General features: G+C 67.1%; 18 protein-coding genes. 10 read left to right on the forward strand and 8 right to left on the reverse strand.

What is annotated here, in order from left to right; all coding sequences use genetic code 11:
- The first annotated feature begins 61 nt into the window (after positions 1-61).
- Both E6A26_RS13170 and E6A26_RS13175 read left to right on the forward strand, forming a co-directional pair.
- On the forward strand, positions 62-1615 hold the full coding sequence (locus E6A26_RS13170; protein ID WP_234865476.1) for an FAD-dependent monooxygenase: 1554 nt from the start codon (positions 62-64) through the stop codon (positions 1613-1615).
- A 73-nt stretch (positions 1616-1688) separates the two neighbouring features.
- Positions 1689-2156 carry an NUDIX domain-containing protein gene (locus tag E6A26_RS13175; RefSeq protein ID WP_136611651.1) on the forward strand — a complete coding sequence of 156 codons (468 nt, stop codon included), beginning with the start codon at positions 1689-1691 and terminating at the stop codon, positions 2154-2156.
- Between the two features lie 27 nt (positions 2157-2183).
- On the opposite strand, the gene E6A26_RS17955 is transcribed toward E6A26_RS13175, so the two are convergent.
- Entirely contained in the window at positions 2184-2423 is a 240-nt protein-coding gene (locus E6A26_RS17955; protein WP_234865478.1) for a hypothetical protein, read from the reverse strand.
- A gap of 63 nt (positions 2424-2486) precedes the next feature.
- Here E6A26_RS17955 and E6A26_RS13180 point away from each other — a divergent pair, with 63 nt between their 5' ends.
- Positions 2487-3155 carry a TetR/AcrR family transcriptional regulator gene (locus E6A26_RS13180; protein WP_234865480.1) on the forward strand — a complete coding sequence of 223 codons (669 nt, stop codon included), beginning with the start codon at positions 2487-2489 and terminating at the stop codon, positions 3153-3155.
- A 102-nt stretch (positions 3156-3257) separates the two neighbouring features.
- Positions 3258-3821, forward strand: a complete 564-nt coding sequence (locus E6A26_RS13185) for a hypothetical protein (protein ID WP_136611653.1) — start codon at positions 3258-3260, stop codon at positions 3819-3821.
- Here the strand turns inward: E6A26_RS13185 and E6A26_RS13190 are convergent.
- From E6A26_RS13190 to E6A26_RS13200, 3 genes are all read right to left on the reverse strand, one after another.
- Positions 3708-4934: an RNA polymerase sigma factor gene (locus E6A26_RS13190; RefSeq protein ID WP_211129129.1), complete on the reverse strand. Its 1227-nt coding sequence runs from the start codon at positions 4932-4934 to the stop codon at positions 3708-3710. The genes E6A26_RS13185 and E6A26_RS13190 overlap by 114 nt on opposite strands.
- Complete coding sequence (locus E6A26_RS13195; RefSeq protein ID WP_136611654.1) at positions 4927-5277, reverse strand: YciI family protein; 351 nt, start codon at positions 5275-5277, stop codon at positions 4927-4929. Before E6A26_RS13195 ends, E6A26_RS13190 begins: the two co-directional genes overlap by 8 nt.
- A gap of 114 nt (positions 5278-5391) precedes the next feature.
- Positions 5392-5868, reverse strand: coding sequence for a VOC family protein (locus E6A26_RS13200; RefSeq protein ID WP_136611655.1), 477 nt, complete (start codon positions 5866-5868; stop codon positions 5392-5394).
- A 129-nt stretch (positions 5869-5997) separates the two neighbouring features.
- On the opposite strand from E6A26_RS13200, the gene E6A26_RS13205 reads away from it, so the two are divergent.
- Complete coding sequence (locus E6A26_RS13205) at positions 5998-6396, forward strand: DUF3054 domain-containing protein (protein ID WP_136611656.1); 399 nt, start codon at positions 5998-6000, stop codon at positions 6394-6396.
- A 61-nt stretch (positions 6397-6457) separates the two neighbouring features.
- Positions 6458-6736 carry an Lrp/AsnC family transcriptional regulator gene (locus E6A26_RS13210; RefSeq protein ID WP_136611657.1) on the forward strand — a complete coding sequence of 93 codons (279 nt, stop codon included), beginning with the start codon at positions 6458-6460 and terminating at the stop codon, positions 6734-6736.
- A 42-nt stretch (positions 6737-6778) separates the two neighbouring features.
- Here the strand turns inward: E6A26_RS13210 and trpD are convergent, their stop codons facing one another.
- Positions 6779-7837 carry an anthranilate phosphoribosyltransferase gene (gene trpD / locus E6A26_RS13215; protein ID WP_136611658.1) on the reverse strand — a complete coding sequence of 353 codons (1059 nt, stop codon included), beginning with the start codon at positions 7835-7837 and terminating at the stop codon, positions 6779-6781.
- Between the two features lie 146 nt (positions 7838-7983).
- On the opposite strand from trpD, the gene ctaE reads away from it, so the two are divergent.
- From ctaE to qcrB, 4 genes are all read left to right on the forward strand, one after another.
- Complete coding sequence (gene ctaE, locus E6A26_RS13220; RefSeq protein WP_234865483.1) at positions 7984-8622, forward strand: aa3-type cytochrome oxidase subunit III; 639 nt, start codon at positions 7984-7986, stop codon at positions 8620-8622.
- A gap of 77 nt (positions 8623-8699) precedes the next feature.
- Positions 8700-9485 carry a cytochrome bc1 complex diheme cytochrome c subunit gene (qcrC, locus tag E6A26_RS13225; RefSeq protein ID WP_136611659.1) on the forward strand — a complete coding sequence of 262 codons (786 nt, stop codon included), beginning with the start codon at positions 8700-8702 and terminating at the stop codon, positions 9483-9485.
- Positions 9486-9577: 92 nt separating this feature from the next.
- Positions 9578-10633 carry a cytochrome bc1 complex Rieske iron-sulfur subunit gene (qcrA, locus tag E6A26_RS13230; protein WP_136611660.1) on the forward strand — a complete coding sequence of 352 codons (1056 nt, stop codon included), beginning with the start codon at positions 9578-9580 and terminating at the stop codon, positions 10631-10633.
- On the forward strand, positions 10630-12303 hold the full coding sequence (qcrB, locus tag E6A26_RS13235) for a cytochrome bc1 complex cytochrome b subunit (protein ID WP_136611661.1): 1674 nt from the start codon (positions 10630-10632) through the stop codon (positions 12301-12303). Before qcrA ends, qcrB begins: the two co-directional genes overlap by 4 nt.
- A gap of 178 nt (positions 12304-12481) precedes the next feature.
- On the opposite strand, the gene E6A26_RS13240 is transcribed toward qcrB, so the two are convergent.
- The 3 genes from E6A26_RS13240 to ctaD all read right to left on the reverse strand — a co-directional run bounded on the left by E6A26_RS13240 (position 12482) and on the right by ctaD (position 16493).
- Complete coding sequence (locus E6A26_RS13240; RefSeq protein ID WP_407695383.1) at positions 12482-13264, reverse strand: GntR family transcriptional regulator; 783 nt, start codon at positions 13262-13264, stop codon at positions 12482-12484.
- A 1109-nt stretch (positions 13265-14373) separates the two neighbouring features.
- Positions 14374-14775 carry a cytochrome c oxidase subunit 4 gene (locus tag E6A26_RS13245; protein WP_136611663.1) on the reverse strand — a complete coding sequence of 134 codons (402 nt, stop codon included), beginning with the start codon at positions 14773-14775 and terminating at the stop codon, positions 14374-14376.
- The gene (gene ctaD / locus E6A26_RS13250) at positions 14775-16493 is read right to left on the reverse strand and encodes an aa3-type cytochrome oxidase subunit I (protein WP_136611664.1); all 1719 of its coding nucleotides are present in this window, start codon (positions 16491-16493) and stop codon (positions 14775-14777) included. The genes E6A26_RS13245 and ctaD overlap by 1 nt, the downstream gene beginning before the upstream one ends.
- Positions 16494-16501: the final 8 nt, after the last annotated feature.

The following is a 16501-nucleotide window of genomic DNA, read 5'->3' on the forward strand; positions in this document are numbered from 1 at the left end:
CAGACTATCGGAGCCGACGGGGCTTCCCGCAAGGCCCCCTTGTGGGCCCACAATGCTGGGTGTGCGTTCTGCGGACTGGGCCCAGGACGGCGGACGGAGGGCCGAAATGCACGTGGGGTCAAGGGTAGACGAACGGGCCGTGGCGATCGTCGGCGGAGGTCCGACAGGGCTCATGCTCGCCGGTGAACTCGCGTTGGCTGGGATCGATGTCGAAATAGTCGAGCGCCGCACCAACCAGGAGGTGGAGGGAACGCGCGCCCGGGGGCTGCACTCTCGCACCATCGAGGTGCTGGACCAGCGGGGCATCGCCGACCGCTTCGTCAGCGAGGGCCAGCCCCTTCAGATCCAGAGTTTCGCGGGTGTGCGTCTGGACCTCAGCGACTTCCCCACCCGCCGCAATTACGGCCTCGCGCTCATGCAGAACCGCTTCGAGCGCATTCTCGCGAACTGGGTCGAGGAGCTGGGCGTGCCCGTGGCCCGGGAGCGGGAGGTGACGGGATACGCAGAGGACGACGGCGGCGTCGTCCTTGAGCTTTCAGACGGCCGTCCGCTGAGGGCCGCCTTTGTAGTGGGCTGCGACGGCGGGCGCAGCCAGATCCGCAAGTCTGCGGGGATCGGATTTCCCGGCTGGGAGCCGTCGGTCAGTTCGCTCATCGCCGAGGTCGAGATGAGTGAGGAGCCTGCGTGGGGCATGCGGCACGACGAGAATGGGACGCAGGCACTGGGCCCGCTCGAGGATGGGAAGGGCGTGGGGCTCGTGGTGACCGAGCGCTACGCGGGGCAGACAAGTCGACCCACCCTCGATGACGTGCGACGAGCCGTCACGGCGGTCTGGGGCACCGACTTCGGGCTGCGCAGCGCGGCCTGGATCTCCCGGTTCACCGACGCGACGCGGCAAGCGGCGAGCTACCGCAGGGGTCGGGTCCTTCTGGCCGGCGATGCGGCCCACGTGCACTATCCGGTGGGCGGCCAGGGGCTCAACCTCGGCGTGCAGGACGCCGTGAACCTCGGCTGGAAGCTAGCCCAGGTGGTGGACGGCACGTCGCCGGAGAGCCTGCTCGACACCTACCACTCCGAGCGGCACCCGGTCGCCGCGCGCGTGCTGCAGAACACCATGGCACAAACCACGCTCGCACGAAGTGACGCGCGAATCGACGCGCTGCGGGGATTGATGGCAGACCTCCTCGGCTTGGATGAACCGCGGAAGCGCTTCGCAGGGATGATCGCGGGGCTGGATATCCACTACGACCTCGGCGAAGGGCATCCGCTGGTGGGGCGCCGGATGCCGGATCTCGACCTGGCGACGGCGGGCGGGGCGACGAGCGTCTTCGCTCTGCTCCACAGGGCGCGGCCCGTGCTCCTGAACTTCGGGACGCCGGGCCGCTTCGACCTGGTGCCCAGGACGGATCGGGTCCGCCTGGTCGACGCCGAGTACAGCGGGCGGTGGGAGCTCCCGGTGCTCGGCGAGGTCACCGCTCCCCCGGCGGTGCTGATCCGGCCCGACGGTCACGTCGCCTGGGTCGGAAGCGGAAGCGGAAGCGGAAGCGGAAGCACGGACGATCCCGGGCTCACTCAAGCACTGGCGACCTGGTGCGGATCGCCGACGCTTCGGTGAGTCCGGCGCCGTCGCCCGCTTCCTCCGCAAAGAGCGGCCGCCGCGGATACCACGGACGTCGTAGCCTGAGTGCATGGCCGTTCGCAGCGCGGGTCTCCTCCTGTACCGCCGCACCCACGCGTCGGCCCTGGACGTCTGGATAGCTCACATGGGCGGGCCGTTCTGGGCCACGAAGCAGCTGCGCGCCTGGTCCATTCCCAAGGGCGAGTACGGGGCCGACGAGGACCCGTTCGCCGCCGCGGTTCGCGAGTTCACGGAGGAGATCGGCTCGCCGCCGCCCGCAGCCGACTATCGGTCGCTCGGGGAGTTCCGGCAGCCCTCGGGCAAGGTCATCGCCGTCTTCTTTGGGGAAGCCGAGTTCGCGCCGAACGAGGTCCGGAGCAATACGTTCGAGCTGGAATGGCCGAAGGGCTCGGGAAGGATGCAGAGCTTTCCGGAGATCGACCGTGCGGAATGGGTGGCCGAAAGCGAGGCTCGAAAGCTCCTTGTCGCGGGACAGATGCCCATTCTCGACGCCTTGGTCCGTTCCGTGGGCGATTGACCGCGGTCAGGTCCGGCGCCGCGAATCTCAGGCGGGCGGCTCCGACTCGGCCCTGCGCATCTCCCTCAGGTGCTCAAGGAGTGCCCGCTCGGGATGGCCTTCATAGGTGGCGACGAGCTCACGGAGCCGCTCTTTGGACTGCTCCCCCAGGCCCGGGGTGTCGAGCACGTGCCTGAGGATCCAGCGCGCCTGGATATCAACGGTTTCGTTGATGGATGGTGCCTGTGCCGGGTTCCCCGGGGCCTCGGCGGTTCCGATTTCAGCCATATTCCGGACAGTAGACGTAGACAGACCGTTCTGTCTACGCGGCGATCCTTCTATGATGTCGTTGTGGATCCACATGCCGTAGACCAGCCAGTCGGGCCAGCCATCGCCGCGTCCGCCGCTTCTGCATCCGGCGCCGCCGCGCCAGCAGTCGCCGGGCCACCCGTCGGCGCGCGCGAAAGGATCCTCGCGACGTCGTACGAGCTCTTCGCCCGGCGAGGCATCAAGGACGTCGGCGGCGACGAGCTCATCGCGCGGTCGGGCGTCGCCAAGGCAACGTTCTACAAGCACTTTAGGTCCAAGGACGAGCTGGCACTCGCGTACCTGGACCGGTGGTATGAAGCGCGAAGTGCTGCTGTCGATGCCGCCGTGGCGCGCCGCGGGGACGTCGGCGATGCCGCGCTCCTGGCGATCTTCGACGTCTTCAACGACTGGTTCCGGCAGGGCGCCGCCGAGGTCAGCTCGTTCCTCCACGTCATGATGGAGATGGGCCCCGACCATCCGCTGGGGCGGGCGAGCATCGATTACCTCGCTCGGACCCGAAGCCAGATGGCGGCCCTCGCGACCGCGGCGGGACTTCGCGATCCCGAGGACTTCGCGTGGTCCTGCCACATCCTCCTCAAGGGAGCGATCGTCGCGGCAGCCGAGGGAGACGGCCACGCGGCCGAGCGCGCCCGCAAGATGGCCGCGCTCCTCATCGACCTCCACCGGGCTCCGGGCTCCCCGACGCTGTAGCTTCCTCCGCCTGTTTGCGGTCCCCTCGGCTTCTGGTTCCCTCGTCGCTGTAAACGCACCAATCCGACTCCGCTCGGGCTCCGAACAGCACGCATGATGATCGTGAGCAGTCAGCTCCGCCGTCGCTCTGGGGCGGCCGCCCTCGCGGCTGGGCCCACCGCCGTCGTCCTTGGCCTCGCTGCCCACATCGCCTCGGGGGGCGCTGCCCCGCCCGCCGCAGTTGTCCTGGCCGTCGTCGTGCTCGTGAGCCTGGCCGCTGCCGCGGCCGCCCGACTGCGCCTGCCCAGCTGGTCCCTCGGCGTTGGCAGCGCCGTGGTCCAGCAGCTCCTTCATCTCGTCTTCACGGCCCTGGCCGGGGCCAACGCTCCCCTGTTCCCGTCGTCTGGACACCACCACGGCGCCTCGCCGGTGCCGTCGTCGGGTGCCACGCAGGCCGCGGACCAGATGGACATCCACCTCCTTGTGGTGGCCCACGTCGCGGCGGCCCTCATCACGGCCCTCGTGGTGATGTGGGCACTGGCCCTTGCGGACCGGATGGCACCGGCGCGCGCCTCAGGGAGAGCCAAGCGCGCGGCGTCTGGCCTCGAGCAGGGTGCGCTCCCCCACGCTCGGCGCGAGGCGCGCCGCCTCGGAGTATTCGTCCGCCGCCTCGTCCACGCGCCCTAGCCTCCGCAGGAGATCGGCCCGCACCGCGTGGTACACGTGGTATCCGCGGAGCCCCAATGCGTCGATGAGGACGAGCGCAGCGCCCGGCCCCTCGACCTCGGCGACCGCGACGGCCCGATTCAGGCGCACGATCGGGCTCGGGGCCGCCGCGAGCAGCAGGTCGTAGAGGCGGACGATCCGTCCCCAATCCGTCTGGTCCGCGGAGGAGGCGACGCTGTGCACGGCCTGGATCGCGGCCTGCAGCTGATACGGGCCGAGCCGCCCGAGCTGCAGACACCGGCGGACAATGGCGAGCCCCTCGGCAATGAGCTCCGGAACCCACAGCGCCCGGTCCTGCGAGCCCAAGGGGATCAGTGAGCCGCCGGCCCCGGACCGGGCCGGGCGGCGAGACTCCGAAAGCACCAGGAGGGCGAGCAGGCCGGCGGCCTCGGGCTCCTCCGGGAGCAGTCGAGAGGCCGTGCGGGCCAGCCTCAGCGCCTCCGCGCAGAGGCCCGATCTCTCCGCGGGCGCCCCGAGTCCGGCCGAATACCCCTCGTTGTAGATGAGGTACACCACGGCGAGCACTCCTGAGAGCCTCTCGGGCAGCTCGGTCGCGGACGGTACCCGGTACGGGATAGCCGCGTCCCGGATCTTTGCCTTGGCCCGCGAGATCCGCTGCCCCATCGTTGCCTCGGGGACCAGGAAAGCGGAGGCGATCTGCGCCGTCGTGAGCCCACCGAGGACCCGCAGCGCGAGCGCGACCCGCGCCGGCATCGAGAGCGCGGGATGGCAGCACGCGAAGAGGAGCTTGAGGCGATCGTCTCCGAAGACGTCCGGCTCGGGCTCGGCCTCAGTGCGCACGAGCGCAGCCTGCGCCTCCTTCTCGCCTCTCGCAGCGTCCCGACGGAAACGGTCGACGGCGCGGCGCCGCGCCGTCGTGATGATCCACGCGCCGGGCTGCTCAGGCAGGCCCTCCGCCGGCCAGCGTTCCGCGGCCGCCGCGAACGCCTCCTGGACTGCCTCCTCAGCCAACCCGAGATCGCGCGTGGTACGGAGCACGACCGACACCGCGCGGCCGTATTCCTCTCGGAACACGGCCGCGACGGAGTCTGCAGGATCCGGGACGTCAGCCACGGGCGGGAGCGAACGGCCTCACTTCGATGGGCAGCCCCGTGATCTCCGCGAGGCGCCGGCCCCAGACGAGCGCCGCGTCCAGGTCCGGGCAGTCGAGGATGTCGAAGCCTCCGAGATGCTCCTTGCCCTCGAGGTACGGGCCGTCCGTCACGAGAACCTCGCCGCCGTCGAGCTTGAGGACGGTGGCCGACGAGGGGTCGAGCAGGCCATTCCCGAAGACCCAGGCACCCGCGGCCTGGAGATCCTCGTTGAAGGCCCCGATCTTTTCCATGATCGGTCCGAGGACCTCGGGGGGCGGCACGATGCCGTCGGGCTGATACATGCTGACGAGGTACTGGGTCATGGCTTTTCGCCTCCTGTTTCGGTGGGGCCGTGGTTGGCCCTCACCTACTGGACGATCGGGTGCGCCGTTTTTCGACAGTGGCGTGCTTCTACAGTGGCGTGCTCTTCGCTCGGCTCAGCCGACGGCGTCCGCCGCGGCCTCGAGGTCGGCGATGACGATCTTGTTCATCTGGAGCATCGCGCCCATGGCGCGCTGCGCCCGCCCCGCGTCGGGATCCTGGAGCAGCTCGGTGAGCCGCGTGGGCACGATCTGCCACGAGAAGCCGAAGCGGTCCTTGAGCCAGCCGCATTGGCTCTCCACGCCGCCGTCCGTGAGGGCGTTCCAATAGTGGTCGACCTCGGCCTGGTCCGCGCAGAAGACCTGCATCGAGACCGCCTCGGAGAACGTGAACTCGGGGCCGCCGTTGAGTCCAAGGAACGGCTTGCCGTCCAATTCGAAGGAGGCGGTGATGACTGTTCCAGCCGGACGGGGGCCGGCCTCGCCGTAGTAGTCGACGTTGGTGACTTTCGAGTTGGGGAAGATCGAGACGTAGAAGTTGGCCGCTTCTTCGGCTTCGGTGTCGAACCACAGACAGGGGACGATGTCCGGCATGGTCTCTCCTCGGTGCGTTGGGTGATGAGCCTCGACTCTCCGGATTCTGCCCCGGAGCGGCGCCGTGGTGAAGAGCCCGAGGCAGATTCGCCGTCGGGAACGTCCAGATTGGGCTCGTAGGCTTGACCCATGACCACGAATGCACCTCAGGCGACCAGCCGTGTCCGCAGCTCGATCCTCCCGCTGGTGGGGGACGCCGTCGTGGTCCTCGCGTTTGCGGCGACCGGGCGGGAGTTCCACGGCGAGGGCAACCCAATTGTCGGCGTCCTGCTCACGGCATGGCCGTTCCTTGTCGGGCTAGTGGCGGCGTGGGCGCTCCCGCTCGTCCACCGGCGCGCTCTGCGGGTCTGGCCGGCGGGCGTCACCGTGTGGCTCGGGACCTATCTGATCGGGATGATCCTGCGCGGTGTGAGCGGCGCGGGTCTCGCGGTGCCGTTCCTCGTGGTCGCGGCGAGCGTGCTGGGAGTGGCCTTCCTTGGCTGGCGCGCCGTCGCCTACCTGATCCGCAGGGCCGCCCGCAGTTCCTAGGCCGCCACGCACGTCCCGTCCGCTATAGGGTGGTGCTGCAGCACACACCGATCGGAGGACCATGATCACGGCATTCGTCTTCATCAAGACGGAATCTGACAAGATTCCGGAGGCGGCGGAGAAGATCTCGGGCATCCCCGGGATCAGCGAGGTCTACTCGGTGACGGGTGAGTGGGATCTCATCGCGATTGCCCGCGTCCAGCAGCACGAGGAGCTCGCGGACGTGGTCGCCGACCATCTTTCGAAGGTCGACGGCGTCGTCGAGACGACCACGCACATCGCGTTCCGTTCCTATTCGCGCCACGACCTTGAGGCCGCGTTCTCCATAGGCCTCGAGTAGGCTCCCACCCGGGCGCATGCGCCGCGCTGGGGTGCGCCGTGCCTAGGAACGGCTGAAGTCGACCCAAGCCTGCAGGGCCCTCGCTGCTGCGCCCGAGTCGATCGCGTGTTCGGCGCGCTCCTTCGCGAGGGCGAGCCGACCGAGGAGTGGGCCGTCCGCAGTGAGGTCAAACGCGACGAGGCCGGCCGCGGCATTGAGCACGACCGCATCCCGGATGGGGCCCTTCTCCCCCGCGAGCACGCGGCGCACGGCGCCTGCGTTGTGCTGCGCGTCGCCGCCCCGAAGGTCATCGAGAGTCGCGCGGGGAATGCCGAGATCCGCAGGGTCGAGGACCGACTCCTCCACGCGGCCGCCACGGACCTCCCAGAGCCGTGAGGTCGTGGTCACGGTGAGTTCATCGAGCCCGTCGTCGCCGCGGAATACGAGCCCACGGCTCCCGCGGTCCGCCAAGACGCCCGCGATGAGCGGCGCCATTCGCGAGTCCGCTGCGCCCACGGCGGAGGCCTGGACGTGCGCGGGATTGGTGAGCGGCCCGAGGATGTTGAACGCAGTGGGGATCGAGAGCTCTCGGCGCGGCACCGCGGTGTGCCGGAACGAGGGGTGGAACACCTGGGCGAAGCAGAACGTGATCCCGCACTCCTCCGCGCTGGCCCCGACGCGCTCTACGCTCAGATCGAGCCGCACGCCGAGCGCCTCGAGCACGTCCGCAGACCCCGCCGACGACGACGCCGCGCGGTTGCCGTGCTTGACCACCCGCGCACCGGCCCCTGCGAGCACCAGGGCCGCGGTGCTCGAAATGTTGACGGTGTTCTGCTGGTCGCCGCCCGTTCCCACGATGTCGAGCTTCTCGCCCGGGATCGTGATCGGCGTGGCACGGGCGATCATGACGTCCACGAGCCCCGTGAGCTCCTCGACTGTCTCGCCCTTGGCCTTGAGCCCCACGAGGAAGCCGGCGATCTGCGCGTCCGTCGCGTTGCCGCCCATGATCGTGTCCATGGCCCAGGCGGTCTGCTCGCGCGTGAGGTGCTCGCCCTTCACGAGCGCTCCGATCAGACTGCGCCAGCTGTGAGGCAGGGTAGCTCCGGGTTCCTGAGAGGTCACCCCCTGATGCTATCGACCAGCCTGCCCACGGGCGAACGGATGACGTCCCACCCGAGTTCCGCGGAATTTCGAGGGTTTGTAGAAAAAGTTCCCCGATGAGGCGGTTTGCGTTGGGCGAACCCGCCATTTGTAGACATAATGTCCTTGTGACGACAGCGACTCATGCCCCGACAACCCCGGCACATCCCACGCTGAACCGCCCCAACATGGTCTCCGTCGGGACCGTTGTGTGGCTCTCGAGCGAGTTGATGTTCTTCGCCGGTCTGTTCGCGATGTACTTCTCCCTCCGCGCAGCATCGCCCGACCTTTGGGCGACCGAGACGGAGAAGCTGAACTTCCCGTACGCACTCGTGAACACGATCGTCCTCGTGGCAAGCTCGTTCACCTGCCAGATGGGTGTGTTCGCTGCGGAGCGCCTGCAGCCGCGACGGGGTGGAGGCATCTTCCAGTTCGCGAAGTGGGGCATGGTCGAGTGGTTCGTGCTCACGTTCATCATGGGTGCCTTCTTCGTCGCCGGTCAGTCCACCGAGTACACGATGCTCGTGTCTGAGCACGTCTCGCTCTCGTCGAGCGCGTACGGCTCGGCCTTCTACATGACGACCGGCTTCCACGGCCTCCACGTGATGGGCGGCCTCATTGCCTTCCTGTTCATCATCGGGCGGGCCTTTGCCGCGAAGCGCTTCGGACACTTCGAAGCGACGTCCGCGATCGTCACGTCGTACTACTGGCACTTCGTCGACGTCGTGTGGATCGGGCTCTTCCTGGTCATCTACGTCCTCAGGTAACCACTGCCCGCGGCAGGCAGAAGAACTTTTGAGCACGCGCCCTCGGGGCTGCGGAACAGACGGATAGGAACGATTACGTGAAGGCACTCTCACAGAAGCGGCGGCATCCGCTGGCAGTGGTCGCACTGCTGGTCATGGGCCTCCTCTTGACCGGCGTCCTCTACTCGGTGGCCAGCACGGCCAATCAGGCCAAGGCCGACTCCGGCTTCACCGCCTCAGACGTGAGTTCGGGCCAGAAGCTCTTCGTCGCCAACTGCGCGACCTGCCACGGCATGAACGGCCAGGGCTCGGCATCGGGGCCGTCGCTCGTGGGCGTGGGCGCCGCGGCCGCTGACTTCCAGGTGAGCACCGGTCGCATGCCGATGCAGATGTCGGGGCCGCAGGCCCAGCGCAAGCCGGCGCAGTTCAACGCCGACCAGACGCGCCAGCTCGCGGCCTTCGTCGCGTCCCTCGGCGCCGGCCCGACGCTCCCCGACGAGTCGATGCTCGACGGCAAGGGTGACGCGACGCACGGTGGCGAACTGTTCCGCGTCAACTGCGCCATGTGCCACAACGCCGCAGCGGCCGGTGGAGCACTCACGCGAGGCAAGTTCGCGCCGTCGCTCGATGGCGTGCCCGCCCAGAACATCTACGAGGCCATGGTGACCGGCCCGCAGAACATGCCTGTCTTCAGCGACGCGAACATCTCGCCCGAGGGCAAGCGCGACATCATCACGTTCCTCCAGACCATCCAGAAGCAGGGCTCGCCCGGCGGCGCGGACCTTGGATCGCTTGGTCCCGTCTCTGAGGGCCTGTTCATCTGGGTCGCGGGCCTCGGCGTGATCATCGCGTTCACGATCTGGCTCACCTCGCGGTCGTCCTGACGGGCTGAACGCCACGAATTTCCGCCGCCTCGCGGCATTGATCTGAATATCGTCCCCGGGACCGCCGGGGCCAAGGAAGGATGAGGGGAAATATGGGCAACCCTAGTGACGGCGCCCCACAGCAAGGGGGCACCGTAGCTACGGCTGGTCAGGCCGGGGGGCGGTTCGAGGATCCAGGGATCCCGCCGCACCGTCCACGCCTGGCTGACACCGACCCCAAGGCCGCGAAGCGCGCCGAGCGCCAGGTGACGGCACTGTTCGTCATCTCCGTGATCGGAACCGTCGTGTTCCTGATCTCGTACTTCGCCATCGATCTCGGGAACGATTCGAGCATTGACACCATCAGGACGCAGAACATCCTGTTGGGTCTCAGCACGGCCTTCGCGATGCTTGGCATCGGCACGGGCATCGTCCACTGGGCGAAGGCTCTCATGCCGGATCATGAGGTCTCCGAGGCTCGCCATGCGGTTCGGACGGAGGAAGACCGTGCTGCCGCGGTCCGCATCGTTGACGACATCATCGAGGAGACGGGCATCAAGCGCCGTCCGCTCATCCGGAACACGCTCATCGGCGCCCTCGCGCTTGCGCCGCTGCCGGCCCTCGCGGTCTTCGGCGACCTTGGTCCGAACGCGAACGACAAGCTGCGCCACACGATGTGGGCTCCGAACGCCCAGACGGGCAAGAAGGTCCGCTTGACCCGCGACCCGGACGGCACTCCCATCCGCGCGTCCGACGTCACGATCGGTTCGGCGTTCCACGTCATCCCGGAGGGTCTCAACGACCTCAAGGAAGGTAAGCTCAATGAGAAGGCGAAGGCTGTCGTCCTCCTCATGCGCCTCAACCCCGAGGACCTCAACATCTCCCCCGGGCGCGAGAGCTGGAGCTACAACGGCATCGTTGCCTACTCGAAGATCTGCACGCACGTCGGCTGTCCCGTAGCCCTCTACGAGCAGCAGACGCATCACCTCCTGTGCCCGTGCCACCAGTCGACGTTCGACCTCACGCACGAGTGCCAGGTGATCTTCGGCCCGGCGAGCCGCCCGCTCCCCCAGCTGCCGATCGAAGTCGACTCAGACGGCTACCTCGTGGCCACGTCCGACTTCCACGAACCTGTTGGACCGAGCTACTGGGAGCGTGAGTACTCGTGAGCAACGCATCACCGACTTACCAGCCGCCGACCAAGGTCGGCCGTATCGCGGACTTCGTCGACCAGCGCACTGGCCTGTCGTCGGTCACGAGGGAGTTCGGCCGCAAGATCTTCCCGGACCACTGGTCGTTCATGTTCGGCGAGGTGGCGCTGTACTGCTTCATCATCCTCCTGCTGTCCGGAACGTTCCTCACGTTCTTCTTCAACCCGTCGATGGCGGAGACGACCTACAGCGGTGCGTACGTGCCACTGCGCGGCATGGACATGTCGGTCGCGTACCAGTCTTCCCTGCACATCTCGTTCGAGGTCCGCGGCGGCCTGTTCATGCGCCAGCTGCACCACTGGGCAGCGCTTCTCTTCGTGGCGGCGATGTCGGTGCACATGCTCCGTGTGTTCTTCACGGGAGCGTTCCGCAAGCCGCGCGAGATCAACTGGGTGATCGGCGGCGTGCTGCTCATCCTCGGCATGGCAGAGGGCTTCACCGGCTACTCACTCCCCGATGATCTGCTCTCGGGCAACGGCCTCCGCATCATCGACGGCGTCATCAAGTCGATTCCGGTGATCGGCACCTGGATCTCGTTCTTCCTCTTCGGGGGCGAGTTCCCGGGCAACGCGATCATCGGGCGCCTGTACGTGCTCCACATCCTGCTCATCCCTGCGATGATCCTCGGACTCGTGGCGCTGCACCTGATCTTCGTGGTGGTACACAAGCACACGCAGTACCCCGGCCCGGGCCGCAACGACCGCAACGTGGTCGGCTACCCGCTCGGCCCGGTGTACGCGGCCAAGGCCGGCGGCTTCTTCTTCATCGTCTTCGGTGTGCTCGCGGCCATTGCGGCCGGCTTCACGATCAACCCGATCTGGAACTACGGTCCGTACGACCCCTCCCCCGTGTCCGCAGGTACCCAGCCTGACTGGTACATCGGCTGGGTTGACGGTGCTCTGCGCCTGATGCCAGGTGTACTCGGCGCGGTCGGCGGCTACCGGCAGCATTTCGAGTTCGTGGTGTTCGGGCAGCAGACGCTCACGCTCAATGTCCTTCTTCCGGCGCTTGTCCCTGCCGGGATCGTCTTCACGGTGCTGTTCATCTACCCGTGGATCGAGCGCTGGATCACGAAGGACGAGCGCGAGCACCACGTGCTCGACCGCCCGCGCAACGCTCCGACGCGTACCGCGATCGGCATGGCCGGGTTCACGTTCTACTGCGTCATGTGGGCAGCCGCGAGCTCGGACCTCATCGCGACCCACTTCCACGTGGCGCTCAACGACGTCACGTACTGGCTGCGTGCGCTGTTCTTCGTCGGCCCGATCATCGCGTTCGTCGTCACGAAGCGCATCGCGCTCGGCCTCCAGAGGAAGGACCGCGAGATCGCGCTTCACGGTCGCGAGACGGGCCGCATCGTGCGCCTCCCGCACGGTGAGTTCATCGAGGTGCACGCTCCGCTCGACGCCTACAAGCGCTACCGGCTCATCTCGTTCGACTCGCCGGAAGTCCTGCCGGCGCAGCCGAATGCGAAGGGTGTCGTGGACCGTCGGGAGCGTCGCCGTGCGAAGTTCTCCCAGTGGTTCTTCGAGGATCGCGTCGCTCCGGTCACTCCGGCTGAGCTCGAGGCAGCACACGCTCATGGCCACCACGAGGCCATCGAGTCGGCACCGACCTCGGGTCACTGACCTGACCGAGCGCTAAAGGGCCCCGCAGCGGAAGCTGCGGGGCCCTTTCTCGTGATCCGGAGATCCCTCGCTGCCGATCGGCCGGGCGCCCCTGGCGGATGCCAGCTGGGCAGCCGAAGGCACGAAGCTGGATCAACCTGGCGGGATCACCGCGCCAGACGGCGCTGGACAGCTCCTGCTAGCCGGTGAAGCGCTGGGTGGTGTAAGTGCGTGGCGAACGGATTCCAGGCCGCTGGAGCGGCACCCAGAGCTTGTAGCGGTCCGCGCGGTAGTACGAGACCGAATAGTCCACCATCGCCTTGGCCACGTAGGCGTGGCGCTGGATCTTGAGCAGCGGGGCCCCCATGTCGACCTTGAGGAGCCGCGCGATGGAGGGCGAGGCAGCCGTTGCCTCGATCATGTCCTCTCCCCATTCCATGACGAGTCCGTACCGCTCGCTCAGCACCTGGTAGAGGGATGTGGGCGGGGGTCCATCGGCGAAGCCGGGGACCCGATGCGCGACGATGTAATTCTCGTCGACGCTCATCGGCTCCTGATCGGCGAGAAGGAGGCGGCGGAAACGCACGACGGCGGTGCCCTCCTCCACCTGCAGCTCGCGGGCCAGATGGGCCGAGGCCCCGATCTGCTCGAAGCTCAAGACCTTCGCGTCAGGGACCATGCCTCGACGCTGCATCTCCTCGCTGTATGAGGTGAGCTTCATCTGCAGGTCGACCTTCGGGCGGCTCACGAAGGTGCCGAGCCCCACGATGCGATCCAGGACGCCCTCTGCTACGAGGGCGTCGATGGCCTGGCGCACGGTCATGCGAGCGAGACCGAATCGGTGCGCAAGCTCTCGCTCCGAAGGGAGCGGAGCGCCCGGAGCGAGATTCGCGTGGATGTGCTCTCGGAGCAGTTCGCGGAGCTGAACGTAGACCGCGGTCTTCGAGGATCTGTCGAGCTTTCCGACGATGCTGTCGGCCACTCCACCCAGCTCCTTCCCGATCATCAACTACCCATTGAAGGCTACACGTTGCGGGTGGCCGTGGTCTCTGCCCGACCGCCCGGACGGGCCTGAAACGGGTTCCCGTAGCATTCGCCGAAAATCGGGCGGACATGGGTCGGTGGGCTTCCGGTTGAGAGAGCAGACTCTCGGACGGGAGGCTTCCCCGTGGCCACGCGGGTGTTCACTGACGAGGAGTTGGAGGGGCGCCAAATAGCGCTCCGATTCACAACCCAGCAGATGCAGAAAAGCATGCCCACACGCGATGCCACGTCTCGGATCAGCAACGATTGCGCACCGCCTACCGCTGACAGAAGGACCTCGATCCTCCCTGCCAGACGCTGTCCACATCGGAAACTCCGCGCAAATATGGGCCTTACATCCGACTACCTAAAGATATCGATCGTTTTCGACACGGGACTGTCGGATAGTCCAGCCGAACGCCATGCCCCCACCTAACCGCTAACAGCGCGCAGCTTCGACAGAAGCCGGAGAACTTCTTGACTACTTCTGTCGCAGGTGGCTAGCGTGCGGCGCCGCAGTCCTGATCCCAGCTTCGGCCGCCCTTGCCGTCCTACGGCTCCGCAGCCTCGGGGCCGTCGAGGAGAACACGGCCGGCCACTCATGGCGGAGACACTGAACCGGTGGACACAGACGTCGCGGTCATCGGCCGGCGCCGTGAACATCCGCGGGCTTCTGGCGCGGCCCGTTCTCTCGGCAGTTCCCTACCGCACGCCATGGAAGGGCGTGTACCTCTGCTCGGCTTCCACGCCCCCGGGCCCAGGCGTCCACGGCATGGCCGGATGGAACGCAGCACTTCACGCTCTGCGCGAGGTCTTCGGCATCACAGAGAAGCCTTCCCTCGCACCAGAATCGACACCGCGGACATCGTCGAACTGAGGGCTCGGGCCGGATGGCGCTGGCAGGCACCCGGCCCCGGGTTGACACGGCTCTGTTGCGGAGCGAACCGGCTCGAACTGGTGGCCCTCGCCCCTATCCGCCCGCTTTTCGGCGAATGCTACGCGAACCCGGGAACGGCGCATGCAAAAGGGCCCGGCTTCCGAAGAAGCCGGGCCCCAGTTCGCAAGGGTTCAGTGCGCGTGGTCTCCGCGGCTGTACTCGAACACCCAGCCGACGAGCGCAACGATCGCGATGCCCGCGCCGATGAACGTGATCCACCAGCCGACGGCGAGGCCGAGCATGCCCGTGGCAGCCGCGACGCCGAGCGTGATGGGCCACCAGCTCCACGGGCTGAAATGCCCCTGCTCGCCGGCACCCTCGTGGATCTCGGCGTCCTCGCGGTCCTCGGGGCGCGTACCGACACGCCGCGCCGTCACCCCGAGGTAGGAGCCGATCATGAGGGCGAGGCCACCCACGAGCAGCATGCCCATGATGCCGACCCACTCGCCCCAGTGGGTGAGGAAGCCGTAGACGATCGCGACCGGAACGAAGAAGAAGACGCCCGTGCCAAAGAGCCAGGATTCGATTTTCACTAGTGCGTGTCCTTCCGGTCTGCGGCGATCGCCGCGGCGGACTGAGAGTGCTGCACGGCCCCGACCATCGACAGCTCCGGGTGGTGCAGGTCGAGTGCAGGACGCTCCGAGCGAATGCGGGGAAGGGACGTGAAGTTGTGGCGCGGCGGCGGGCAGGACGTGGCCCACTCGAGCGACGCACCAAAGCCCCACGGATCGTCGACCAAGACTCGCTTGCCGCTACGGGCCGTGATGTACACGTTCCAGAAGAACGGGATGAGGGAGGCGCCCAGGACGAACGAGGAGATCGTCGAGAACTGGTTCATCCACGTGAAGCCGTCCTGGGGAAGATAGTCCGCGTAGCGGCGGGGCATGCCCATGACGCCCAGCCAGTGCTGGATCAGGAACGTGCCGTGGAAGCCGATGAGCAGAAGCCAGAAGTGGATCTTGCCGAGGCGCTCGTTGAGCATCTTGCCGGTCCACTTGGGCCACCAGAAGTAGAACCCGGCGAACATGGCGAACACGACCGTGCCGAAGACCACGTAGTGGAAGTGAGCGACAACGAAGTAGGTGTCAGAGACGTGGAAGTCGAGCGGCGGGGACGCGAGGATGATGCCGGTCAGTCCGCCGAAGAGGAACGTGATGAGGAAGCCGAGGCTCCAGAGCATCGGCGTCTCGAACGTGATCGAGCCTCGCCACATGGTTCCGATCCAGTTGAAGAACTTCACGCCCGTCGGGACGGCGATGAGCATCGTCATGAAGGAGAAGAACGGCAGGAGGACTGCGCCCGTCACGTACATGTGGTGGGCCCACACAGTGACCGAGAGGGCGGCGATGGCGATCGTCGCGAACACGAGGCCCTTGTAGCCGAAGACCGGCTTGCGGCTGAACACCGGGAAGATCTCGGACACGATGCCGAAGAACGGCAGCGCGATGATGTACACCTCGGGGTGGCCGAAGAACCAGAACAGGTGCTGCCAGAGGACGGCGCCGCCGTTCTCTGGGTCGAAGACGTGCGCGCCGAACCGTCGGTCGGCGCCAAGGCCGAAGAGGGCCGCAGCGAGCGGCGGGAAGGCCATGAGCACGAGGATCGCGGTGATGAGCGTGTTCCACGTGAAGATCGGCATGCGCCACATCGTCATGCCAGGGGCACGCATGCAGATGATCGTGGTGATGAAGTTGACCGCGCCGAGGATCGTGCCGAAGCCCGAGAGCGCGAGACCGAAGACCCAGAGGTCGCCGCCAACGCCTGGTGTGAACGTTGTATTCGACAGCGGCGCGTACGCGAACCAGCCGAAGGAGGCGGCGCCCTGCGGCGTGATGAAGCCCGCGGTCGCGATCGTGGAACCGAAGAGGAAGAACCAGAACGCCAGCGCGTTGAGGCGCGGGAACGCGACGTCCGGAGCACCGATCTGGAGCGGCATGATCACGTTTGCGAAGCCCGCAAAGAGGGGCGTCGCGAACATGAGCAGCATGATCGTGCCGTGCATCGTGAAGAGCTGGTTGTACTGCTCCTTCGTCTGCAGGATCTGCATGCCGGGCTCGAAGAGCTCGGCGCGGATGAGCAGCGCCATGACGCCGCCCAAGCAGAAGAAGACGAAGGAGGCAATCAGGTACATGTACCCGATCGTCTTGTGGTCGGTCGACGTGATCCAGTTGACGATGATCCGTCCCTTGGACCGCGGTACGACCGGTGCGCTGAGTGCCCCGGCTGAAGGCGACTGTGTATAGGTAGCCACGGTTGTTC

The sequence above is a fragment of the Sinomonas albida genome (assembly GCF_004919045.1).
Classification (GTDB): domain Bacteria; phylum Actinomycetota; class Actinomycetes; order Actinomycetales; family Micrococcaceae; genus Sinomonas; species Sinomonas albida.

Coding starts and splice junctions, on each gene's coding strand:
- E6A26_RS13175 (WP_136611651.1), top strand. CDS start 1,689: ATGGCCGTTCGCAGCGCGGGTCTCCTCCTGTACCGCCGCACCCACGCG.
- E6A26_RS17955 (WP_234865478.1), bottom strand. CDS start 2,423: ATGGCTGAAATCGGAACCGCCGAGGCCCCGGGGAACCCGGCACAGGCA.
- E6A26_RS13195 (WP_136611654.1), bottom strand. CDS start 5,277: ATGACCCAGTACCTCGTCAGCATGTATCAGCCCGACGGCATCGTGCCG.
- E6A26_RS13200 (WP_136611655.1), bottom strand. CDS start 5,868: ATGCCGGACATCGTCCCCTGTCTGTGGTTCGACACCGAAGCCGAAGAA.
- E6A26_RS13205 (WP_136611656.1), top strand. CDS start 5,998: ATGACCACGAATGCACCTCAGGCGACCAGCCGTGTCCGCAGCTCGATC.
- E6A26_RS13210 (WP_136611657.1), top strand. CDS start 6,458: ATGATCACGGCATTCGTCTTCATCAAGACGGAATCTGACAAGATTCCG.
- qcrA (WP_136611660.1), top strand. CDS start 9,578: ATGGGCAACCCTAGTGACGGCGCCCCACAGCAAGGGGGCACCGTAGCT.